This is a genomic window from Achromobacter xylosoxidans (assembly GCF_014490035.1).
GTDB lineage: Bacteria > Pseudomonadota > Gammaproteobacteria > Burkholderiales > Burkholderiaceae_B > Achromobacter > Achromobacter bronchisepticus_A.
This window is the reverse complement of record NZ_CP061008.1, coordinates 173,070-188,288: the sequence shown is the minus strand read 5'-3', so window position 1 is coordinate 188,288 and position 15,219 is coordinate 173,070. Positions and strand designations below refer to the sequence as shown.

General features: G+C 67.8%; 17 protein-coding genes. 16 read left to right on the top strand and 1 reads right to left on the bottom strand.

Features of this window, described 5'->3' with window-relative positions; genetic code table 11:
* Positions 1–4: 4 nt before the first annotated feature.
* Positions 5–877: a LysR family transcriptional regulator gene (locus IAG39_RS00935; protein WP_118933491.1), complete on the bottom strand. Its 873-nt coding sequence runs from the start codon at positions 875–877 to the stop codon at positions 5–7.
* 65 nt (positions 878–942) lie between these two features.
* Here IAG39_RS00935 and IAG39_RS00930 point away from each other — a divergent pair, with 65 nt between their 5' ends.
* The 16 genes from IAG39_RS00930 (at position 943) to hisB (ending at position 15,190) form a co-directional block, all read left to right on the top strand.
* Entirely contained in the window at positions 943–2,163 is a 1,221-nt protein-coding gene (locus IAG39_RS00930) for a YbfB/YjiJ family MFS transporter (protein ID WP_118933490.1), read from the top strand.
* Positions 2,164–2,186: 23 nt separating this feature from the next.
* Complete coding sequence (locus IAG39_RS00925; RefSeq protein WP_118933489.1) at positions 2,187–3,164, top strand: Bug family tripartite tricarboxylate transporter substrate binding protein; 978 nt, start codon at positions 2,187–2,189, stop codon at positions 3,162–3,164.
* Between the two features lie 18 nt (positions 3,165–3,182).
* Positions 3,183–4,244, top strand: a complete 1,062-nt coding sequence (locus IAG39_RS00920; protein ID WP_118933488.1) for an NAD(P)H-dependent flavin oxidoreductase — start codon at positions 3,183–3,185, stop codon at positions 4,242–4,244.
* Positions 4,245–4,486: 242 nt separating this feature from the next.
* Complete coding sequence (locus IAG39_RS00915; protein WP_118933493.1) at positions 4,487–5,323, top strand: ABC transporter ATP-binding protein; 837 nt, start codon at positions 4,487–4,489, stop codon at positions 5,321–5,323.
* The gene (gene mlaE, locus IAG39_RS00910) at positions 5,320–6,108 is read left to right on the top strand and encodes a lipid asymmetry maintenance ABC transporter permease subunit MlaE (protein WP_118933487.1); all 789 of its coding nucleotides are present in this window, start codon (positions 5,320–5,322) and stop codon (positions 6,106–6,108) included. Before IAG39_RS00915 ends, mlaE begins: the two co-directional genes overlap by 4 nt.
* Before the next feature lie 12 nt (positions 6,109–6,120).
* Complete coding sequence (mlaD, locus tag IAG39_RS00905; protein ID WP_059376825.1) at positions 6,121–6,618, top strand: outer membrane lipid asymmetry maintenance protein MlaD; 498 nt, start codon at positions 6,121–6,123, stop codon at positions 6,616–6,618.
* Between the two features lie 81 nt (positions 6,619–6,699).
* Entirely contained in the window at positions 6,700–7,506 is an 807-nt protein-coding gene (locus tag IAG39_RS00900) for a VacJ family lipoprotein (RefSeq protein WP_059376823.1), read from the top strand.
* 38 nt (positions 7,507–7,544) lie between these two features.
* Entirely contained in the window at positions 7,545–8,171 is a 627-nt protein-coding gene (locus tag IAG39_RS00895) for a phospholipid-binding protein MlaC (RefSeq protein WP_059376820.1), read from the top strand.
* 169 nt (positions 8,172–8,340) lie between these two features.
* Complete coding sequence (locus tag IAG39_RS00890) at positions 8,341–9,153, top strand: ABC transporter ATP-binding protein (protein WP_059376817.1); 813 nt, start codon at positions 8,341–8,343, stop codon at positions 9,151–9,153.
* A complete protein-coding gene (locus tag IAG39_RS00885; protein ID WP_118933486.1) occupies positions 9,150–9,962 on the top strand; it encodes an ABC transporter permease in 813 nt (270 codons plus the stop codon). Before IAG39_RS00890 ends, IAG39_RS00885 begins: the two co-directional genes overlap by 4 nt.
* Before the next feature lie 5 nt (positions 9,963–9,967).
* Entirely contained in the window at positions 9,968–10,213 is a 246-nt protein-coding gene (locus IAG39_RS00880) for a BolA family protein (protein WP_059376809.1), read from the top strand.
* On the top strand, positions 10,213–11,481 hold the full coding sequence (gene murA / locus IAG39_RS00875) for a UDP-N-acetylglucosamine 1-carboxyvinyltransferase (RefSeq protein WP_118933485.1): 1,269 nt from the start codon (positions 10,213–10,215) through the stop codon (positions 11,479–11,481). Before IAG39_RS00880 ends, murA begins: the two co-directional genes overlap by 1 nt.
* The gene (gene hisG / locus IAG39_RS00870; RefSeq protein ID WP_059376797.1) at positions 11,478–12,158 is read left to right on the top strand and encodes an ATP phosphoribosyltransferase; all 681 of its coding nucleotides are present in this window, start codon (positions 11,478–11,480) and stop codon (positions 12,156–12,158) included. The genes murA and hisG overlap by 4 nt, the downstream gene beginning before the upstream one ends.
* 53 nt (positions 12,159–12,211) lie before the next feature.
* Positions 12,212–13,516, top strand: a complete 1,305-nt coding sequence (gene hisD, locus IAG39_RS00865; protein WP_118933484.1) for a histidinol dehydrogenase — start codon at positions 12,212–12,214, stop codon at positions 13,514–13,516.
* Entirely contained in the window at positions 13,513–14,601 is a 1,089-nt protein-coding gene (gene hisC / locus IAG39_RS00860; protein ID WP_118933483.1) for a histidinol-phosphate transaminase, read from the top strand. The genes hisD and hisC overlap by 4 nt, the downstream gene beginning before the upstream one ends.
* Before the next feature lies 1 nt (position 14,602).
* A complete protein-coding gene (gene hisB, locus IAG39_RS00855) occupies positions 14,603–15,190 on the top strand; it encodes an imidazoleglycerol-phosphate dehydratase HisB (protein WP_013390948.1) in 588 nt (195 codons plus the stop codon).
* Positions 15,191–15,219 lie beyond the last annotated feature (29 nt).

Here is a 15,219-nt window from a genome sequence, read left to right as displayed (position 1 = left end):
TGCCTCAGCCTTGCGGCGAATCGAGCTTGTGCCGCAGGGCCTGCAAGGCCGGCGTGTCGTCATCGGCGCGCCAGACCAGCTGAGTCAGGGCCCTGCCATGCGAGCCGGACAGGGCGCCGATGCGCACCGTGTGCTCCGCCCCCAGCACCGCCAGTACCGAACGCGGCACGATGGCCACGCCCGAACCCGCCGCCACACAGGCGACGATGGCGTGGTACGAGGCGAACTCCATCACCTTGCCCGGCGCGACGCCTTCCTGGTTCAGCCAGGACTCCAGGATGCGCCGATATGAGCATCCCGCCGCGAAGGCGATCACGCTGCGCTCTCCCAGATCCTTGGGGCTGTCGATCGGGTCCCAGGCCAAGGGCGAAATCAGCGCCAGTTCTTCCTTGAACGCATCCATCGCCGCCAAGCCCTCGGCCGGAAAGGGCTGCGCCACGAACGCGGCCTCGATCTCGTAGTTGCGCACCTTGGCTGCCAGCGCCCCCGACGTGCCGGTCACCAGTTCGATCCGCACTTGCGGCCAGGCCGCGTGATAGGCCGCCAGAATGGGCGGCAGGCGCGCGGCGGCCGTACTTTCCATGGTGCCGATGCGCAGCACGCCCTGCGGGGAACCGTCGCGTACCGCGGCCTGGGCTTCGTCAGCCAGGCGCAGCAGGCGGTCGGCATAGGACAACAACACCCGCCCCTGGTCCGACAGCACCAGCCGGCGATTCTGGCGCCGGAACAGCGGCGCCTCCAGCGAGGCCTCCAGCTGCTTCAGGCGCGTCGACACATTGGACTGCACGCGGTTCAGGTGGGCAGCGGCGCGCGCCACGCCGCCCTGATCGGCAACCGCCTTGAAGATCTGCAGCGCATCGAGGTCCAAGTTTCTCATTTTGAGAACTCGCTATCTTAATAATTCACTATTAATGATATTAGTACAGCCGTAGAGTAAGGGCCATGTCAACGCCCATTTACCCTTCCGCCTCGCGCGGCGCCGCCGCCCTGGCATGGCCCGCAGCGCTGGCCCTGGCCGCCGCCATGGGCATAGGCCGGTTCGCCTTCACGCCGGTCTGGCCCCTGATGGCGCAGGAGGCCGGGCTGTCGCTGGCGCAGGGCGGCTGGCTGGCCTCCGCCAATTACGTGGGCTATCTGCTGGGTGCGCTGGCGGCGGTCGCCTGGCCCATCCGCCGGCTGCGCGGCACGCTGGCGGCCAGCCTGCTTGCGGTAGCGCTGCTGACGCTGGCCATGCCGCTCTGGCACGGCATGGCAATGTGGTGCGCGCTGCGGCTGGCCGCAGGCTACGCCAGCGCCAGCGCCTTCATCTGCGTGGCGGCATGGCGGGCGGTGCCTGCGGGCGATCCGCGCGAGGCGGACGCGTCCGCCGTGACCTACGCCGGCGTGGGCGCGGGCATTGCGCTGACGGGGCTGGCCTGCCTGGCGCTGGCGGCGTGGGGCGCGCGCGCCGACACGGTCTGGATCGCGCTGGGGGGGCTGGCGCTGGCGCTGTCCGCAATCGCCTGGTCAGGGCTGCGCCGCCAAGCCACGCCAATGCCGGCGCGATCGGCCAGCGCGGCTCGCGCCGCCCGGCTGCCGCGCGACATCCCTGCGCTGGCGCTGCACTACGGCGCGTTCGGCGTGGGCTACATCGTCCCAGCCACCTTCCTGCCGGCGATGGCCAAGGAAATCATTCCCGACCCGGCCATCTTCGGCTGGGCCTGGCCCCTGTTCGGCCTGGCCGCGGCGGTGTCCTGCCTGCTAGTGCCTCGCCTGGCGCGGGGCCGCGACAGCGTGCAAATCTGGCGCGCCGCCCAGGCTCTCATGGCGCTGGGCATGCTGGCCGTGGCCGTCTGGCACCACATCGCCGCCGTGATCGTGGCCGCTGTGCTGGTGGGCGGCACCTTCATGGTGATCACGCAGGCGGGCATGCTGGCCGCCAGGCGCTCGGCGGGTGCCTCCGCGCCGCGCGCGGCAGCCCTCATGACCGCGGCGTTCGCCGCCGGGCAGATCCTGGGACCGTTGCTGGCGTCCTGGGCCGCGCAGTGGAGCGTCGGCCTGCCGCAGGTGCTGGCGGCCAGCGCCACGCTGCTGATGCTATCCGCGTGGCGCTTGGGAAAGATCACGACAGATGACAATGCCGCTGGGCATAATGCGAACGGCCCGCGGGCCCGTTCACACTAAAAACAAAACCAGGAGTCATCTGCATGAAATCGTTGCGTCCCCTTATTGTCGCCCTGGCAGCCGCCACCGCCTTCAGCGGCGCCGCCCAGGCCCAGATCACCGACTGGCCGGCCAAGCCCATCACCATGATCGTGCCCTACGCGCCGGGCGGCTTTGCCGACACCCGCGTGCGCCTCCTGGCGCGCAAGCTGGGCGACTCGCTGGGCCAGCCTATCGTGGTCGAGAACAAGGCGGGCGCGGGCGGCGTGGTCGGCACCAACCTGATCGCGCGCGCCGCGCCCGACGGCTACACCATCGGCACGGGCAATCTGGCGCCCATGGCGGTCAACCCGACGCTGATGAAGGACATGCCCTACGATCCGCAGAAGGATCTGGCCCCGATCATCCTGATCGAGAACAGCCCGCTGGTGCTGAGCGTGAACAACGAGCTGCCCGTGAAGACGCTGGCGGACCTGATCGCGCTGGCCAAGAAGCAGCCCGGCAAGCTGTCGTTCGGCTCGTCCGGCGTGGGCGGCGCGCACCACCTGTCCGGCGAAATGTTCCGCGAGCAGGCCAAGATCGACATCGTCCACGTCCCGTACAAGGGCGGCAGCCTGGCGGCGACCGACCTCATGGGCGGGCATATCTCGATGATGTTCGAAATGGGCTATTCCGCGCTGCCCGCGATCCAGGGCGCCAAGATCCACCCCATCGCGGTCACCTCCGCCAAGCGCCTGGCCGTGCTGCCCGACGTGCCGACCATGGCCGAATCCGGTCTGCCGGGCTTCGAGTCCTATAACTGGCAGGGCATCGTCGCCCCCGCCGGCACGCCCGCGCCCATCATCGCCAAGCTCAATGCCGAGTTCAACCGCATCCTGAAGGAACCGGACGTGCAAAAGGCCATCGCCGACACCGGCAGCCAGGCCGGCGGCGGCACGCCCGAGGAATTCGGCGCCTTCATCAAGAGCGAAACCGAGAAGTGGGCACACGTCATCAAGGCTGGGAACATCCAGCTTCAGTAACTTTCCAGGAGTAATTCCATGGCTACCCGTCTGATTGATCTGCTCAAGCTGCACCATCCCATCGTCCAGGCTCCCATGGCCGGCGGCGCCACGACGGTGGAGCTGGTTTCCGAAGCATCGAAGGCGGGAGTCCTGGGTTCGCTCGGGGCGGCCTATATGAGTCCCGAGCAGATCGAGGCGGCGGCGCGCGACATCCGCGCGCGCACGCCGCTGCCGTTCGCCATCAACCTGTTCGCATCGGTGCCGGAAGAACCCATGCGCGGCGACGCCAACCGCATGCTGGCGCTGATGGCGCGCTATCACCAGCAGCTGGGCCTGCCGGCGCCCGCCGCGCCCGGCCCGCAGGCCGACCCGCTGCCGCAACAGATCGAGGCCATCCTGCGGGTACGGCCGGCCGTCTTCAGCTTCACCTTCGGCCGCATGCCGGCCGCGGCCATCGCGCGCTGCCGCGAGCTGGGCATCCTGACCGTGGGTACCGCCACCACCGTGCGCGAGGCGGTCGCGCTGGAACAGGACGGCGTGGACGCCATCGTGGCGCAGGGCGCCGAGGCCGGCGGCCACCGCGGCACCTTCCTGGGCGGCTTCGAGGAATCGTTGATCGGCACCATGGCGCTGGTGCCACAGGTCGCCGACGCAGTATCCGTCCCTGTTATTGCGTCCGGCGGCATCATGGACGGCCGCGGCATCGCCGCGGCGCTGGCCCTGGGCGCCGATCTGGCACAAATGGGGACGGCCTTTCTGACCACCGCGGAATCCGGCATCAATGAAGCCTACAAGGCGCTGCTGCCTGCCTCCCGCGCGGAGCAATCGCGCGTGACCCGGGCGTTCTCGGGACGGCCCGCCCGCGGCATCGAAAACGCCTTCATGCGCGAGGCCGACGCCATCGCGGCCGACATCCTGCCGTACCCCCTGCAGAACGCGCTGACGCGCCCCATGCGCACGGCGGGCGGCAAGGCCAGCAACACCGACGTGCTGTCCCTGTGGGCCGGCCAGGGCGCGCCGCTCGCGCGGCGCGAGAGCACCGCCGACCTGGTCGCGCGGCTGGTCCGGGAGACTGCGGCGGCACAGGCGCGGCGCTAAGCATATTGTTCCCTGAACCGAAAACACTGTTCCACGCGCGGGCTATCGCGTTGTGATTACAAAGCGTCGGGCTACAATGGCGCCTCGCCGCCGGGAGCCCAGGCCTAGTCTCGCCCCCGGCATATGAGTAACAGGGCGCTTCCCGACGCCGCCTGTCTTCGCCGCGCCGGCTATGAATTTTGCCGGTTGCATCGACCGGACAGCAGGGCAAGCTCCGCCGCCGAAACACCCTTTCGTTGCCCATGCCCGCTCAAACCAGCAAGACCCCGGACTTCGCCCTGCGCCTGGAAGGTGTGGCGCTAGGCTATGGTGATTTCACCGTCTTGCGCGACATTTCCATGGACGTGCGCGCCGGCCAGGTCGTCGCCATCATGGGCGGCTCCGGTTCGGGCAAGACCACGCTGTTGCGCGCGGCCACCGGCCAGCTCACCGCGCAGCGGGGCCGGGTGCTGGCCTTCGGCCAGGACATGGCCCATGTCAGCCGCACCGAACTGCAATCGCTGCGCAAGCGCATGGGCGTCCTATTTCAACAGGGCGCGCTTTTCACCGACCTGAACGTGTTCGAGAACGTGGCCTTCCCGCTGCGCGAACACACCACACTGGCGGAACCCGAAGTCACCGAGCGCGTGCTGGATAAGCTCGACGCCGTCGGCCTGCGCGCAGCCGCGCACCTGAAAGTGGCGGAAATCTCCGGCGGCATGGCCCGGCGCGTGGCGCTGGCCCGCGCCGTGGTGCTGGAGCCCGAACTCATTCTGTACGACGAACCGTTTGCGGGGCTGGACCCGATCTCGCTGGGCATCACCGCCCGCCTGATCCGCAACCTGGCCGACCGGCTCGGCTGCGCCTCGGTGCTGATCACGCACGACGTGCATGAATCGTTCGCCATCGCGGACCAGGTGTACCTGGTCGGGCAGGGCAAGCTTGCCGCCGCCGGCACGCCGGAAATGCTGTCGGCCTCGCAAGACCCCTACGTGCAGCAGTTCCTCAAAGGGGAGCCCGACGGCCCCGTCGCGTTCCAGTATCCCGAAACGCCCGCTTTCAAGAAGTGGCTTTCGCAACAGGAGGGCCGCCGCGCATGAGCGGATCCAACAACGCCATCGGCGCGCTGGGCGGCTGGGTACGCACCCGCGTTTCCGGCATCGGCTACTTCACCCGGTTCTTCGGCTCCATGCTGGCGCGCAGCGGCATTGCGCTGTCGCGTCCGCGGCTGGTGTCGCAGCAGGTCCATTTCATCGGCAACTACTCGCTGCTCATCATTGCCGTCTCCGGCATGTTCGTGGGCTTCGTGCTGGGGCTGCAGGGTTATTACACGCTGAACCGCTACGGTTCGGAAGAAGCGCTGGGCCTGCTGGTGGCCCTGTCGCTGGTGCGGGAACTGGGGCCCGTGGTCACGGCGCTGCTGTTCGCCGGCCGCGCGGGCACCTCGCTCACCGCGGAAATCGGCCTGATGAAAGCCGGCGAGCAACTCGCGGCCATGGAAGTCATGGCCGTCGACCCCATACGCCGCGTGCTGGTGCCGCGCCTGTGGGGCGGCATCATCGCCATGCCCATCCTGGCGGCGGTGTTCTCCATGGTGGGCATCCTGGGCGGCTGGGTCGTGGGCGTGCTGCTGATCGGCGTGGACGCCGGCGCGTTCTGGTCGCAGATGCAAAACGGCGTCGACGTCTGGAAAGACGTGGCCAACGGCGTCATCAAGAGCCTGGTCTTCGGCGTCACGGTGACGCTGGTCGCGCTCTACGAGGGTTGGCAGGCCAAGCCCACCCCGGAAGGCGTTGCCCGCGCGACCACTCGCACCGTGGTGGTGGGCTCCCTGGCGGTACTTGGGCTGGACTTCCTGCTCACCGCCTTGATGTTTGGAAATTGATACGGATCGATCATGTCTCGCGAAAAAACCGACTTCTGGGTAGGCCTGTTTGTATTGCTGGGCGCGGTCGCGCTGGCGTTCCTGGCGTTGCGCGCCGGCAACTTGAGCACCTTTTCTTTCGCCCCGACCTATACGCTGACGGCCAACTTCGATAACGTAGGCGGCCTCAAGGTGCGCGCGCCCGTCAAGAGCGCGGGGGTCGTCGTGGGCCGGGTTGCCGGCATCTCGTTCGATGACAAGACCTTCCAGGCGATCGTCTCGGTCAACCTGGAAACGGCCTATCAGTTCCCCAAGGACACTTCGGCGTCCATCCTGACGTCGGGCCTGCTGGGTGAACAGTACCTGGGCCTGACCGCGGGCAGCGAAGAGGAAAACTTTGTCGACGGCGGCAAGATCCGCTACACGCAAAGCGCCGTGGTGCTTGAACAACTGATCAGCCAGTTCCTGTACGGGTCGGCCGAGAAGCAAGGCTCGAGCGCGTCGGAACCCGCCGCGAAAACGCCAAATTAAAGACAATGCGACAGACGCGGTAACAGCAGCGCGTCCAAGGTACGCAATATCATAAGAATCGTTGATAGGGATGCCCTGATCATGAACAAGAAAGCTATTTGCAGGATTGCCACCGTCGCCGCCGCGGGCGCGCTGATGGCAGGCTGCGCCGCGCCGCAGAACCCGGATCCCCGCGACCCCTGGGAAGGCTTCAACCGGGGCGTGTACAAATTCAACGACACCGTCGACCGCGCCGTCTTCAAGCCGGTGGCGCAGGCCTATACCTTCGTCACGCCGCAGCCGGTGCGCAGCTGCGTGCACAACATCTTCAGCAACGTCGGCGACCTTTGGTCCGGCGCCAACAGCTTCCTGCAGGGCCGCGGCCACGACTTCGTCAACACGCTGGGCCGCTTCCTGTTCAACACCACCATGGGCGTGGGCGGCTGCTTCGACGTCGCCTCGGCCAATGGCGCGCGCCGCATCCCGAACGACTTCGGCACCACGCTGGGCGTGTGGGGCTTCAGCCAGGGTCCGTACCTGGTGCTGCCGTTCTTCGGCTCGTCGTCGGTACGCGACGGCGCTGGCCTGATCGGCGATTACGCCGGCACCACCTACGGCTACATGGGCGTCGATTCCATCGACAACGTCCGCCTGCGCAACTCGCTGTGGGGCCTGCGCGTGGTCGACACGCGCGCCAGCCTGCTGAGCGCCACCGACACCATCGACCGCGTCGCGCTCGATCCCTACAGCTTCGTGCGCGATGCCTATCTGCAGCGCCGCGCCGCCATGGTGCTGGGCCAGAAGGTGGACGACGAGTCCTCGCTGCCCAACTACGAAGACGACGAGGACGCCGCCGCCCCCGCCGCGCAGCCGGCGGCTCAACCCGCGGCGCAACCTGCAGCCAAGTAAGCCGCGGGGTTGCGCCCCAGTACAAGTAAGGAGTTTTGATGCGAGTTTCTTTTGTTTCCCTGCAGCGTCTGGTTTTCACGGGCCTGCTGGCCCTGGGCCTGACCGCCGGCGCGCAGGCCAAACCCGACCCCAACGGTTCTCCCGACCAGTTCGTGCTCGCCACGGCCAATGAGGCCCTGGACGTGCTGAAGGCCGACGGCTCCGTCAAGGCCGGCAACCCCGCCCGCATCAACCAGGTCGTCAACGAGCACATCCTGCCCTACGTCAACTTCCAGAAGACCACGCGCCTGGCCGCTGGCCGCTACTGGCGCCAGGCCAACGACGTGCAGAAAAAGGAACTGGCCGACGCCTTCCGCGGCACGCTGGTACGCACCTACAGCGGCGCGCTGACCCGCGTCACGTCCAGCACCACGGTGCGCGCGCTGCCGTTCCGCGGCGATCCCAAAGCCGACGACGTGGTCGTACGCACCCTGATCTCCCAGGGCAACGACCAGCCGGTGGGCGTCGACTACCGCCTGGAAAAGACGGCCCAGGGCTGGAAGATCTACGACATGAACGTCGAAGGCATCTGGCTCATCGAAAACTACCGCAACCAGTTCGCCCAGCAGATCAACCGCGACGGCATCGACGGCCTCATCAAGGCGTTGAACCAACGCAACCAATGACCGGCCTTGCGGCTGTCGCGGCCCGGCGCGCCCTAGTGGCCCGCCGGGCCGATTATTTTAGGGACAGACCGACCGGATACCCAGGGGAATGCCAGGGCTACCGGCCGGGGCAGCGGCGGCGCGCTTATATAATGATCAATTCGCTCTTTCCGGGCCATTTCCCGCCGTCATGTCCGCCGTCAGTCTAGAAAACGTCTCCAAGGTCTATACCCCGCGCCAGCGCGGCTGGCAGAAGCTGCTCGGGCGCGCGCCCGCCGCCGGCTTCCAGGCGCTGGACAATGTCAGCCTGAACATCGAGCACGGCGAGTTCTTCGGCCTGCTCGGGCCCAATGGCGCCGGCAAGACCACGCTGATCTCGATCCTCGCCGGTCTGGCGCACGCCAGTTCGGGCCGCGCCACGGTCTGTGGATACGACGTCGTGGCCGACTACAAGTCGGCGCGGCGGGCGTTGGGCGTGGTGCCGCAAGAACTGGTTTACGACCCGTTCTTCACGGTGCGCGAGACCCTGCGCATCCAATCCGGCTATTTCGGCCTGCGCAAGAACGACGACTGGATCGACGAAATCCTGTTCAACCTGGGGCTGGCCGACAAGGCCAACTCCAATATGCGGGCGCTGTCCGGCGGCATGAAGCGCCGCGTGCTGGTGGCCCAGGCGCTGGTGCACCGTCCGCCCGTGATCGTGCTGGACGAACCCACCGCCGGCGTGGACGTGGACCTGCGGCGCACGCTGTGGGAATTCATTTCGCGCCTGAACAGGGCCGGCCACACCATCATGCTGACCACCCACTACCTGGAAGAAGCGGAAGCCCTGTGCGGCCGCATCGCCATGCTCAAGCGCGGCCGCATCGTGGCGCTGGACACCACCCAGGCCCTGATGGCCCGCGTCGGCGGGGTCGACCTGGAAGACGCTTTCGTGCGCATCATGCACGAAGGCGACGAGCAACCCGCGACCGCCCTGCAACCCGAAGAGATCTCGTCATGACCCAGCCCGCCGCGACCGCCAGCCAGCCGCTGGTGCAGCCCCGCCTGGATGCGGGCTCCGGCTTCCCGACCTTGCTGCGCAAGGAATTGCTGCGCTTCTGGAAGGTCAGCTTCCAGACCATCGCCGCGCCCGTCATCACCGCGCTGCTATACCTGCTGGTGTTCGCCCACGTGCTGGAAGGGCGCGTCATGGTGTACGGCAGCGTGCCCTACACGGCGTTCCTGATCCCCGGGCTCATGATGATGAGCATGCTGCAGAACGCCTTCGCCAATCCCTCGTCATCGCTGATCCAGAGCCGCATCACCGGCAACCTGGTCTTCATGCTGCTGCCGCCGCTGTCGCACCGCGACATCTTCGCCGCCTACGTGCTGGCGGCCATCGTGCGCGGCCTCGCGGTCGGGCTGTGCGTGTGGGTGGTGGCGCTGTTCTTTGTCTCGCTGGTCCCCGCCCACCCTCTGTGGCTGGCCGTCTTCGCCGTGCTGGCCTGCGGCATCATGGGCGTGCTGGGCCTGATCGCGGGCCTCTGGTCCGAGAAATTCGACCAGCTCGCGGCCTTCCAGAACTTCCTCATCATGCCGGCCACATTCCTGTCCGGCGTGTTCTATTCCATCCACACGCTCCCCGCCTTCTGGCAGGGCGTGTCCCACTGGAACCCCATCTTCTACACCATCGACGGCTTCCGCTACGGATTCTTCTCGGTGTCGGACGTCTCCCCCTGGCGCAGCCTGGCGGTGGTGACGGGGGTGTTCCTCGCGCTATCGCTCTATGCGCTGCGGCTACTGGCCAGCGGCTACAAACTCAGGAACTGACGTCCATGCTTCCCACTCCCGCGCAAGTCCGCCAATACATCGCGGACGGCCTGCCCTGTGAACATCTCGACGTGCAAGGCGACGGCTCGCATTTCGACGCGGTCATCGTCAGCGCCGCCTTCGAAGGCAAGCGCCTGATCCAGCGCCATCAGCTGGTCTATGCCGCGCTCGGCGACCGCATGAAGGCCGAGATCCATGCGCTGTCCATGCGCACCCTGACTCCCGCCGAATACCAGCAAGCAGGCAAGTAATGGACAAGCTACGCATCACCGGGGGTTCGCGCCTGCAAGGCGAAATCTCCATCTCCGGCGCCAAGAACTCGGCCTTGCCCATCCTGTGCGCGGGCCTGCTGACCGCCGACGCGCTGACCCTCAGCAACGTGCCGCACCTCAACGACACGGCCACCATGCTGCGCCTGCTGGGCCGCATGGGCGTGCGCGCCGAGCGTGACGCGGACGGCACGGTCACGCTGCAGGCCAACCAGGTCGACAAGCTGGAAGCTCCCTACGACCTGGTCAAGACCATGCGGGCCTCCATCCTGGTGCTGGGCCCGCTGTTGGCGCGCTTCGGCGAAGCCCGCGTCAGCCTGCCCGGCGGCTGCAGCATCGGCCAGCGTCCGGTGGACCAGCACATCAAGGGCCTGGCCGCGCTGGGCGCCGAAATCAGCATCGAACACGGCTTCGTGGTGGCGCGCGCCAAACGCCTGAAGGGCGCCTCGGTGCGCACCGACATGGTCACCGTCACCGGCACCGAAAACCTGCTGATGGCCGCCGTGCTGGCCGAAGGCCGGACCGTGCTGGAAAACGCCGCCTGCGAACCCGAAGTGGTGGACCTGGCGGAACTGCTCATCAAGATGGGCGCGCGCATCCAGGGCCACGGCACCAGCCGCATCGTGATCGACGGCGTGGAGCGCCTGCACGGCGCCGAACACCGCGTCATCTCCGACCGCATCGAGGCCGGCACCTTCCTGTGCGCGGTGGGCGCTGCGGGCGGCGACATCGTCCTGCGCAATACCGACGCGGACATCCTCGGCGCCACTCTGGGCAAGCTGACCGAGGCCGGCCTCACCATCGAGACCGGCCCCGACTGGATCCGCTGCGCCATGTCCTCGCGCCCCCGCGCCGTGGGCTTTCGCACGCTGGAATATCCCGGCTTCGCCACCGACATGCAGGCTCAGGTCATGGCGTTGAACGCCGTGGCCGAAGGCACCTCGGTCGTCGTCGAAACCATCTTCGAAAATCGCTACATGCACGTGCAGGAACTGCGCCGCATGGGCGCGGACATCGACATCGACGGCCACACCGCCGTCGTGCGCGGCGTGCCGCGCCTGTCTGGCGCCACCGTCATGGCCACCGACCTGCGCGCCTCGGCCAGCCTGGTCATCGCCGGCCTTGCGGCCGAAGGCGAAACCCTGGTCGACCGCATCTACCACCTGGATCGCGGCTACGACCAGATGGAAGTCAAACTGCGCGCGCTCGGCGCGAACATCCAACGCGTTACCGGCAAGGAACAGGCATGAACGATGCCCCCACCACCGTCGCCCCCCTGACCCTGGCACTGTCCAAAGGGCGCATCTTCGAAGAGACCATGCCGCTGCTGGCCGAGGCCGGCATCGAAGTCCCCGAGAATCCCGAAAGTTCGCGCAAGCTGATCCTGCCCACCAGCGATCCCGGCCTGCGCCTGATCATCGTGCGCGCCTCGGACGTGCCCACCTACGTGCAGTACGGCGCGGCCGACCTCGGCATCGCGGGCAAGGACGTGCTCATCGAGCACGCCAAGGAACAGCCCGGCGGCCTGTACCAGCCGATCGACCTGAACATCGCCAAGTGCCGCCTGGCCGTGGCCGTGCGCAAGGGCTTCGACTACGAAGGCGCGGTCCACCAGGGCGCGCGCCTGCGCGTGGCCACCAAGTACGTGCAGTCAGCCCGTGAACACTTCGCGGCCAAGGGTGTGTACGTGGACATCATCAAGCTGTATGGTTCGATGGAACTGGCGCCGCTGGTGGGCCTGGCCGACTGCATCGTGGACCTGGTGTCCACCGGCGGCACCCTGCGCGCCAACGACCTGGTCGCGGTGGAAGACATCATGCCGATTTCCTCGCGCCTGATCGTCAACCAGGCCGCGCTGAAGACCCGCGGCGCCCGCCTGCAACCGCTGCTGGATGCCTTCGAAAGAGCCGCTGCCCGCAACGCCTGACCCTCGCCCGCCGCGACGCCGCGGCGGCCGTTACCTGCTTGCTCCATGACGCCATGGCCCTGATCAATCGTCTCGACTCCCGCGATCCCGGATTCAAATCCGCCCTGTCCACGCTGCTGGCCTTCGAAGCCACCGAGGACGAATCCATCGACCGCGCCGCGGCCGGCATCCTGGCCGACGTGCGCGTCCGCGGCGACGCCGCGCTGGTGGAATACACGCAGCGCTTTGACCGCATGCCCGGCGCATCGGCCCAGACGCTGGAGATCCCCAAGGCGGACTGGCATGCGGCCCTGGCCGCGCTGCCCGCGGCCCAGCGCAACGCGCTGGAAGCCGCCGCCGACCGCGTGCGCAGCTACCACGAACGCCAGCGCGCCGAGACCTGGACCTATACCGACGCCGACGGCACCATGCTGGGCCAGCAGGTGACCCCCCTGGACCGCGTGGGCCTGTATGTGCCCGGCGGCAAGGCCGCCTATCCGTCCTCGGTGCTGATGAACGCCATCCCGGCCAAGGTCGCGGGCGTGCAGGAACTGGTCATGGTCACGCCCACGCCGGACGGCGTGCGCAATCCCATCGTGCTGGCCGCCGCGGCCATCGCCGGCGTGGACCGCGTCTTCGCCATCGGCGGCGCGCAGGCCGTGGGCGCGCTGGCCTATGGCACCGCCACCGTGCCGGCCGTGGACAAGATCGTCGGCCCGGGCAACGCCTACGTCGCCGCCGCCAAGCGCCGCGTGTTCGGCGTGGTCGGCATCGACATGATCGCCGGCCCCAGCGAAATCCTGGTCATCTGCGACGGCAAGACGCCCGCCGACTGGATCGCCATGGACCTGTTCTCGCAGGCCGAGCACGACGAGCTCGCGCAGTCCATCCTGCTGTGCCCCGACGCCGCCTTCATCGAAGAAGTGCAGGCCTCGATCGAGCGCCTGCTGCCCACCATGCCGCGCGCCGACATCCTGCGCGTCAGCCTGGCCAACCGCGGCGCGCTGATCCTGGTCCAGGATCTCGAAGAAGCCTGCCGGATCGCCAACGACATCGCGCCCGAGCATCTAGAGATCTCCACCGAGCAGCCCGAAAAATGGACCGCGCAGATCCGCCATGCCGGCGCCATCTTCATGGGCCGCTTCAGCTCCGAATCGCTGGGCGACTACTGCGCCGGCCCCAACCACGTGCTGCCGACCTCGCGCACGGCGCGCTTTTCCTCGCCGCTGGGCGTCTATGACTTCCAGAAGCGCTCCAGCCTGATCCAGGTTTCGCACCAGGGCGCCCAGAAACTGGGCCGCATCGCCGCCGAACTGGCGCTGGGCGAGGGCCTGCAGGCGCATGCCGCCAGCGCCCAATACCGGATCGACCAGCCATGAGCGTGCCGGGCCGCATCGCCGGCACCGTCCGGGCGGACATCCGCGAACTGGCCGCCTATCCCGTGGCCCACGCCGAGGGCTGCATCAAGCTCGACGCCATGGAATGTCCCTACGAACTGCCCGAGGCGGTGCGCGACGACATCGCCCGCGCCGTGCGCGACACGCCGCTCAACCGTTACCCGGCGGCCGACCTGACGGCGCTGCAAGCGGCCGTGAAAACGGCCTTCGGCGTGCCGGATGCGGCGGACGTGCTGTTCGGCAACGGCTCGGACGAACTCATCCACATTGTGGTGCAGGCCTGCTGCAACCCGGGCGACGCGGTGCTGTCGCCCTGGCCGTCGTTTGTCTATTTCGACATGGCCGCGCGCTTCGACCACGCCCGCTTCGTCGGCGTGCCGCTGACCGCCGACCTGACCCTGGACTTGCCGGCCATGCTGGCCGCCATTCAGGAACACCAGCCCAAGGTGGTGTTCCTGGCCGTGCCCAACAACCCCACCGGCGGCCTCTGGTCCGATGAGGACGTAGCGGCCATCATCGCCGCCGCGCCCGGCCTGGTGGTGCTGGACGAGGCCTACCAGCCCTTCGCCGACCGTACCTGGATGCCGCAGGTGCTGGACGCGCCCAATGTGGTCGTCATGCGCACGGTGTCCAAGATCGGCCTGGCCGGCCTGCGCTTCGGCTACCTGGCCGGCCATCCGGCCTGGATCGCGGAACTGAACAAGGTCCGCCCGCCCTACAACCTGGACGTGCTGACCCAGGCCACGCTGTCGGCCGTGCTGCGCCACAAGCCGGTGCTGGACGAACAGGCCGCCCGCCTGCGCGCGGACCGCGAACCGCTGGCCGCCGCCCTGGCCCAGTTGCCCGGGGTGCGGGTATTCCCTTCCGCCGGCAACTTCGTTCTTGCCCGCTTTTCCGGCAAGCTGGACGGCAACGCCGTGCATCTTGCCCTGAAAACGCGCAAAATATTGATTCGCAACTTCTCCAACGCCCATCCGCTGCTGGCCGACTGCCTGCGCATCTCGGTGGGCGCCCCGGCCGAAAACGCCGCCTTGCTATCCGCCCTGCAAGAGATTTTGAGTGCTTAACATGCGTACCGCTGAGATCACCCGCAACACCAACGAAACCCGCATCCGCGTGGCCGTCAATATCGACGGCACCGGCAAGCAGACGATCGACACCGGCGTGCCGTTCCTGGACCACATGCTGGACCAGATCGCGCGCCACGGCCTGATCGACCTCGACATCAAGGCGGAAGGCGACCTGCACATCGACGCGCACCATACGGTTGAAGACGTGGGCATCACGCTGGGCATGGCCATTGCCAAGGCGGTCGGCACCAAGGCCGGCCTGCGCCGCTACGGCCACGCCTACGTGCCGCTGGACGAAGCGCTGTCGCGCGTGGTGGTGGACTTCTCCGGCCGCCCGGGCCTGGAATACCACATCCCCTTCACGCGCGCCCGCATCGGCGACTTCGACGTGGACCTGACGCGCGAATTCTTCCAGGGCCTGGTCAACCACGCCCTGATCACGCTGCACATCGACAACCTGCGTGGCGTCAATGCCCACCACCAGGCGGAAACGGTCTTCAAGGCCTGTGGCCGCGCCCTGCGCATGGCCATGGAAGTCGATCCCCGCATGGGCGACGTCGTGCCCTCCACCAAGGGCGTGCTGTAACACCTCCGCCATCCACCCGCAGCAGGCAG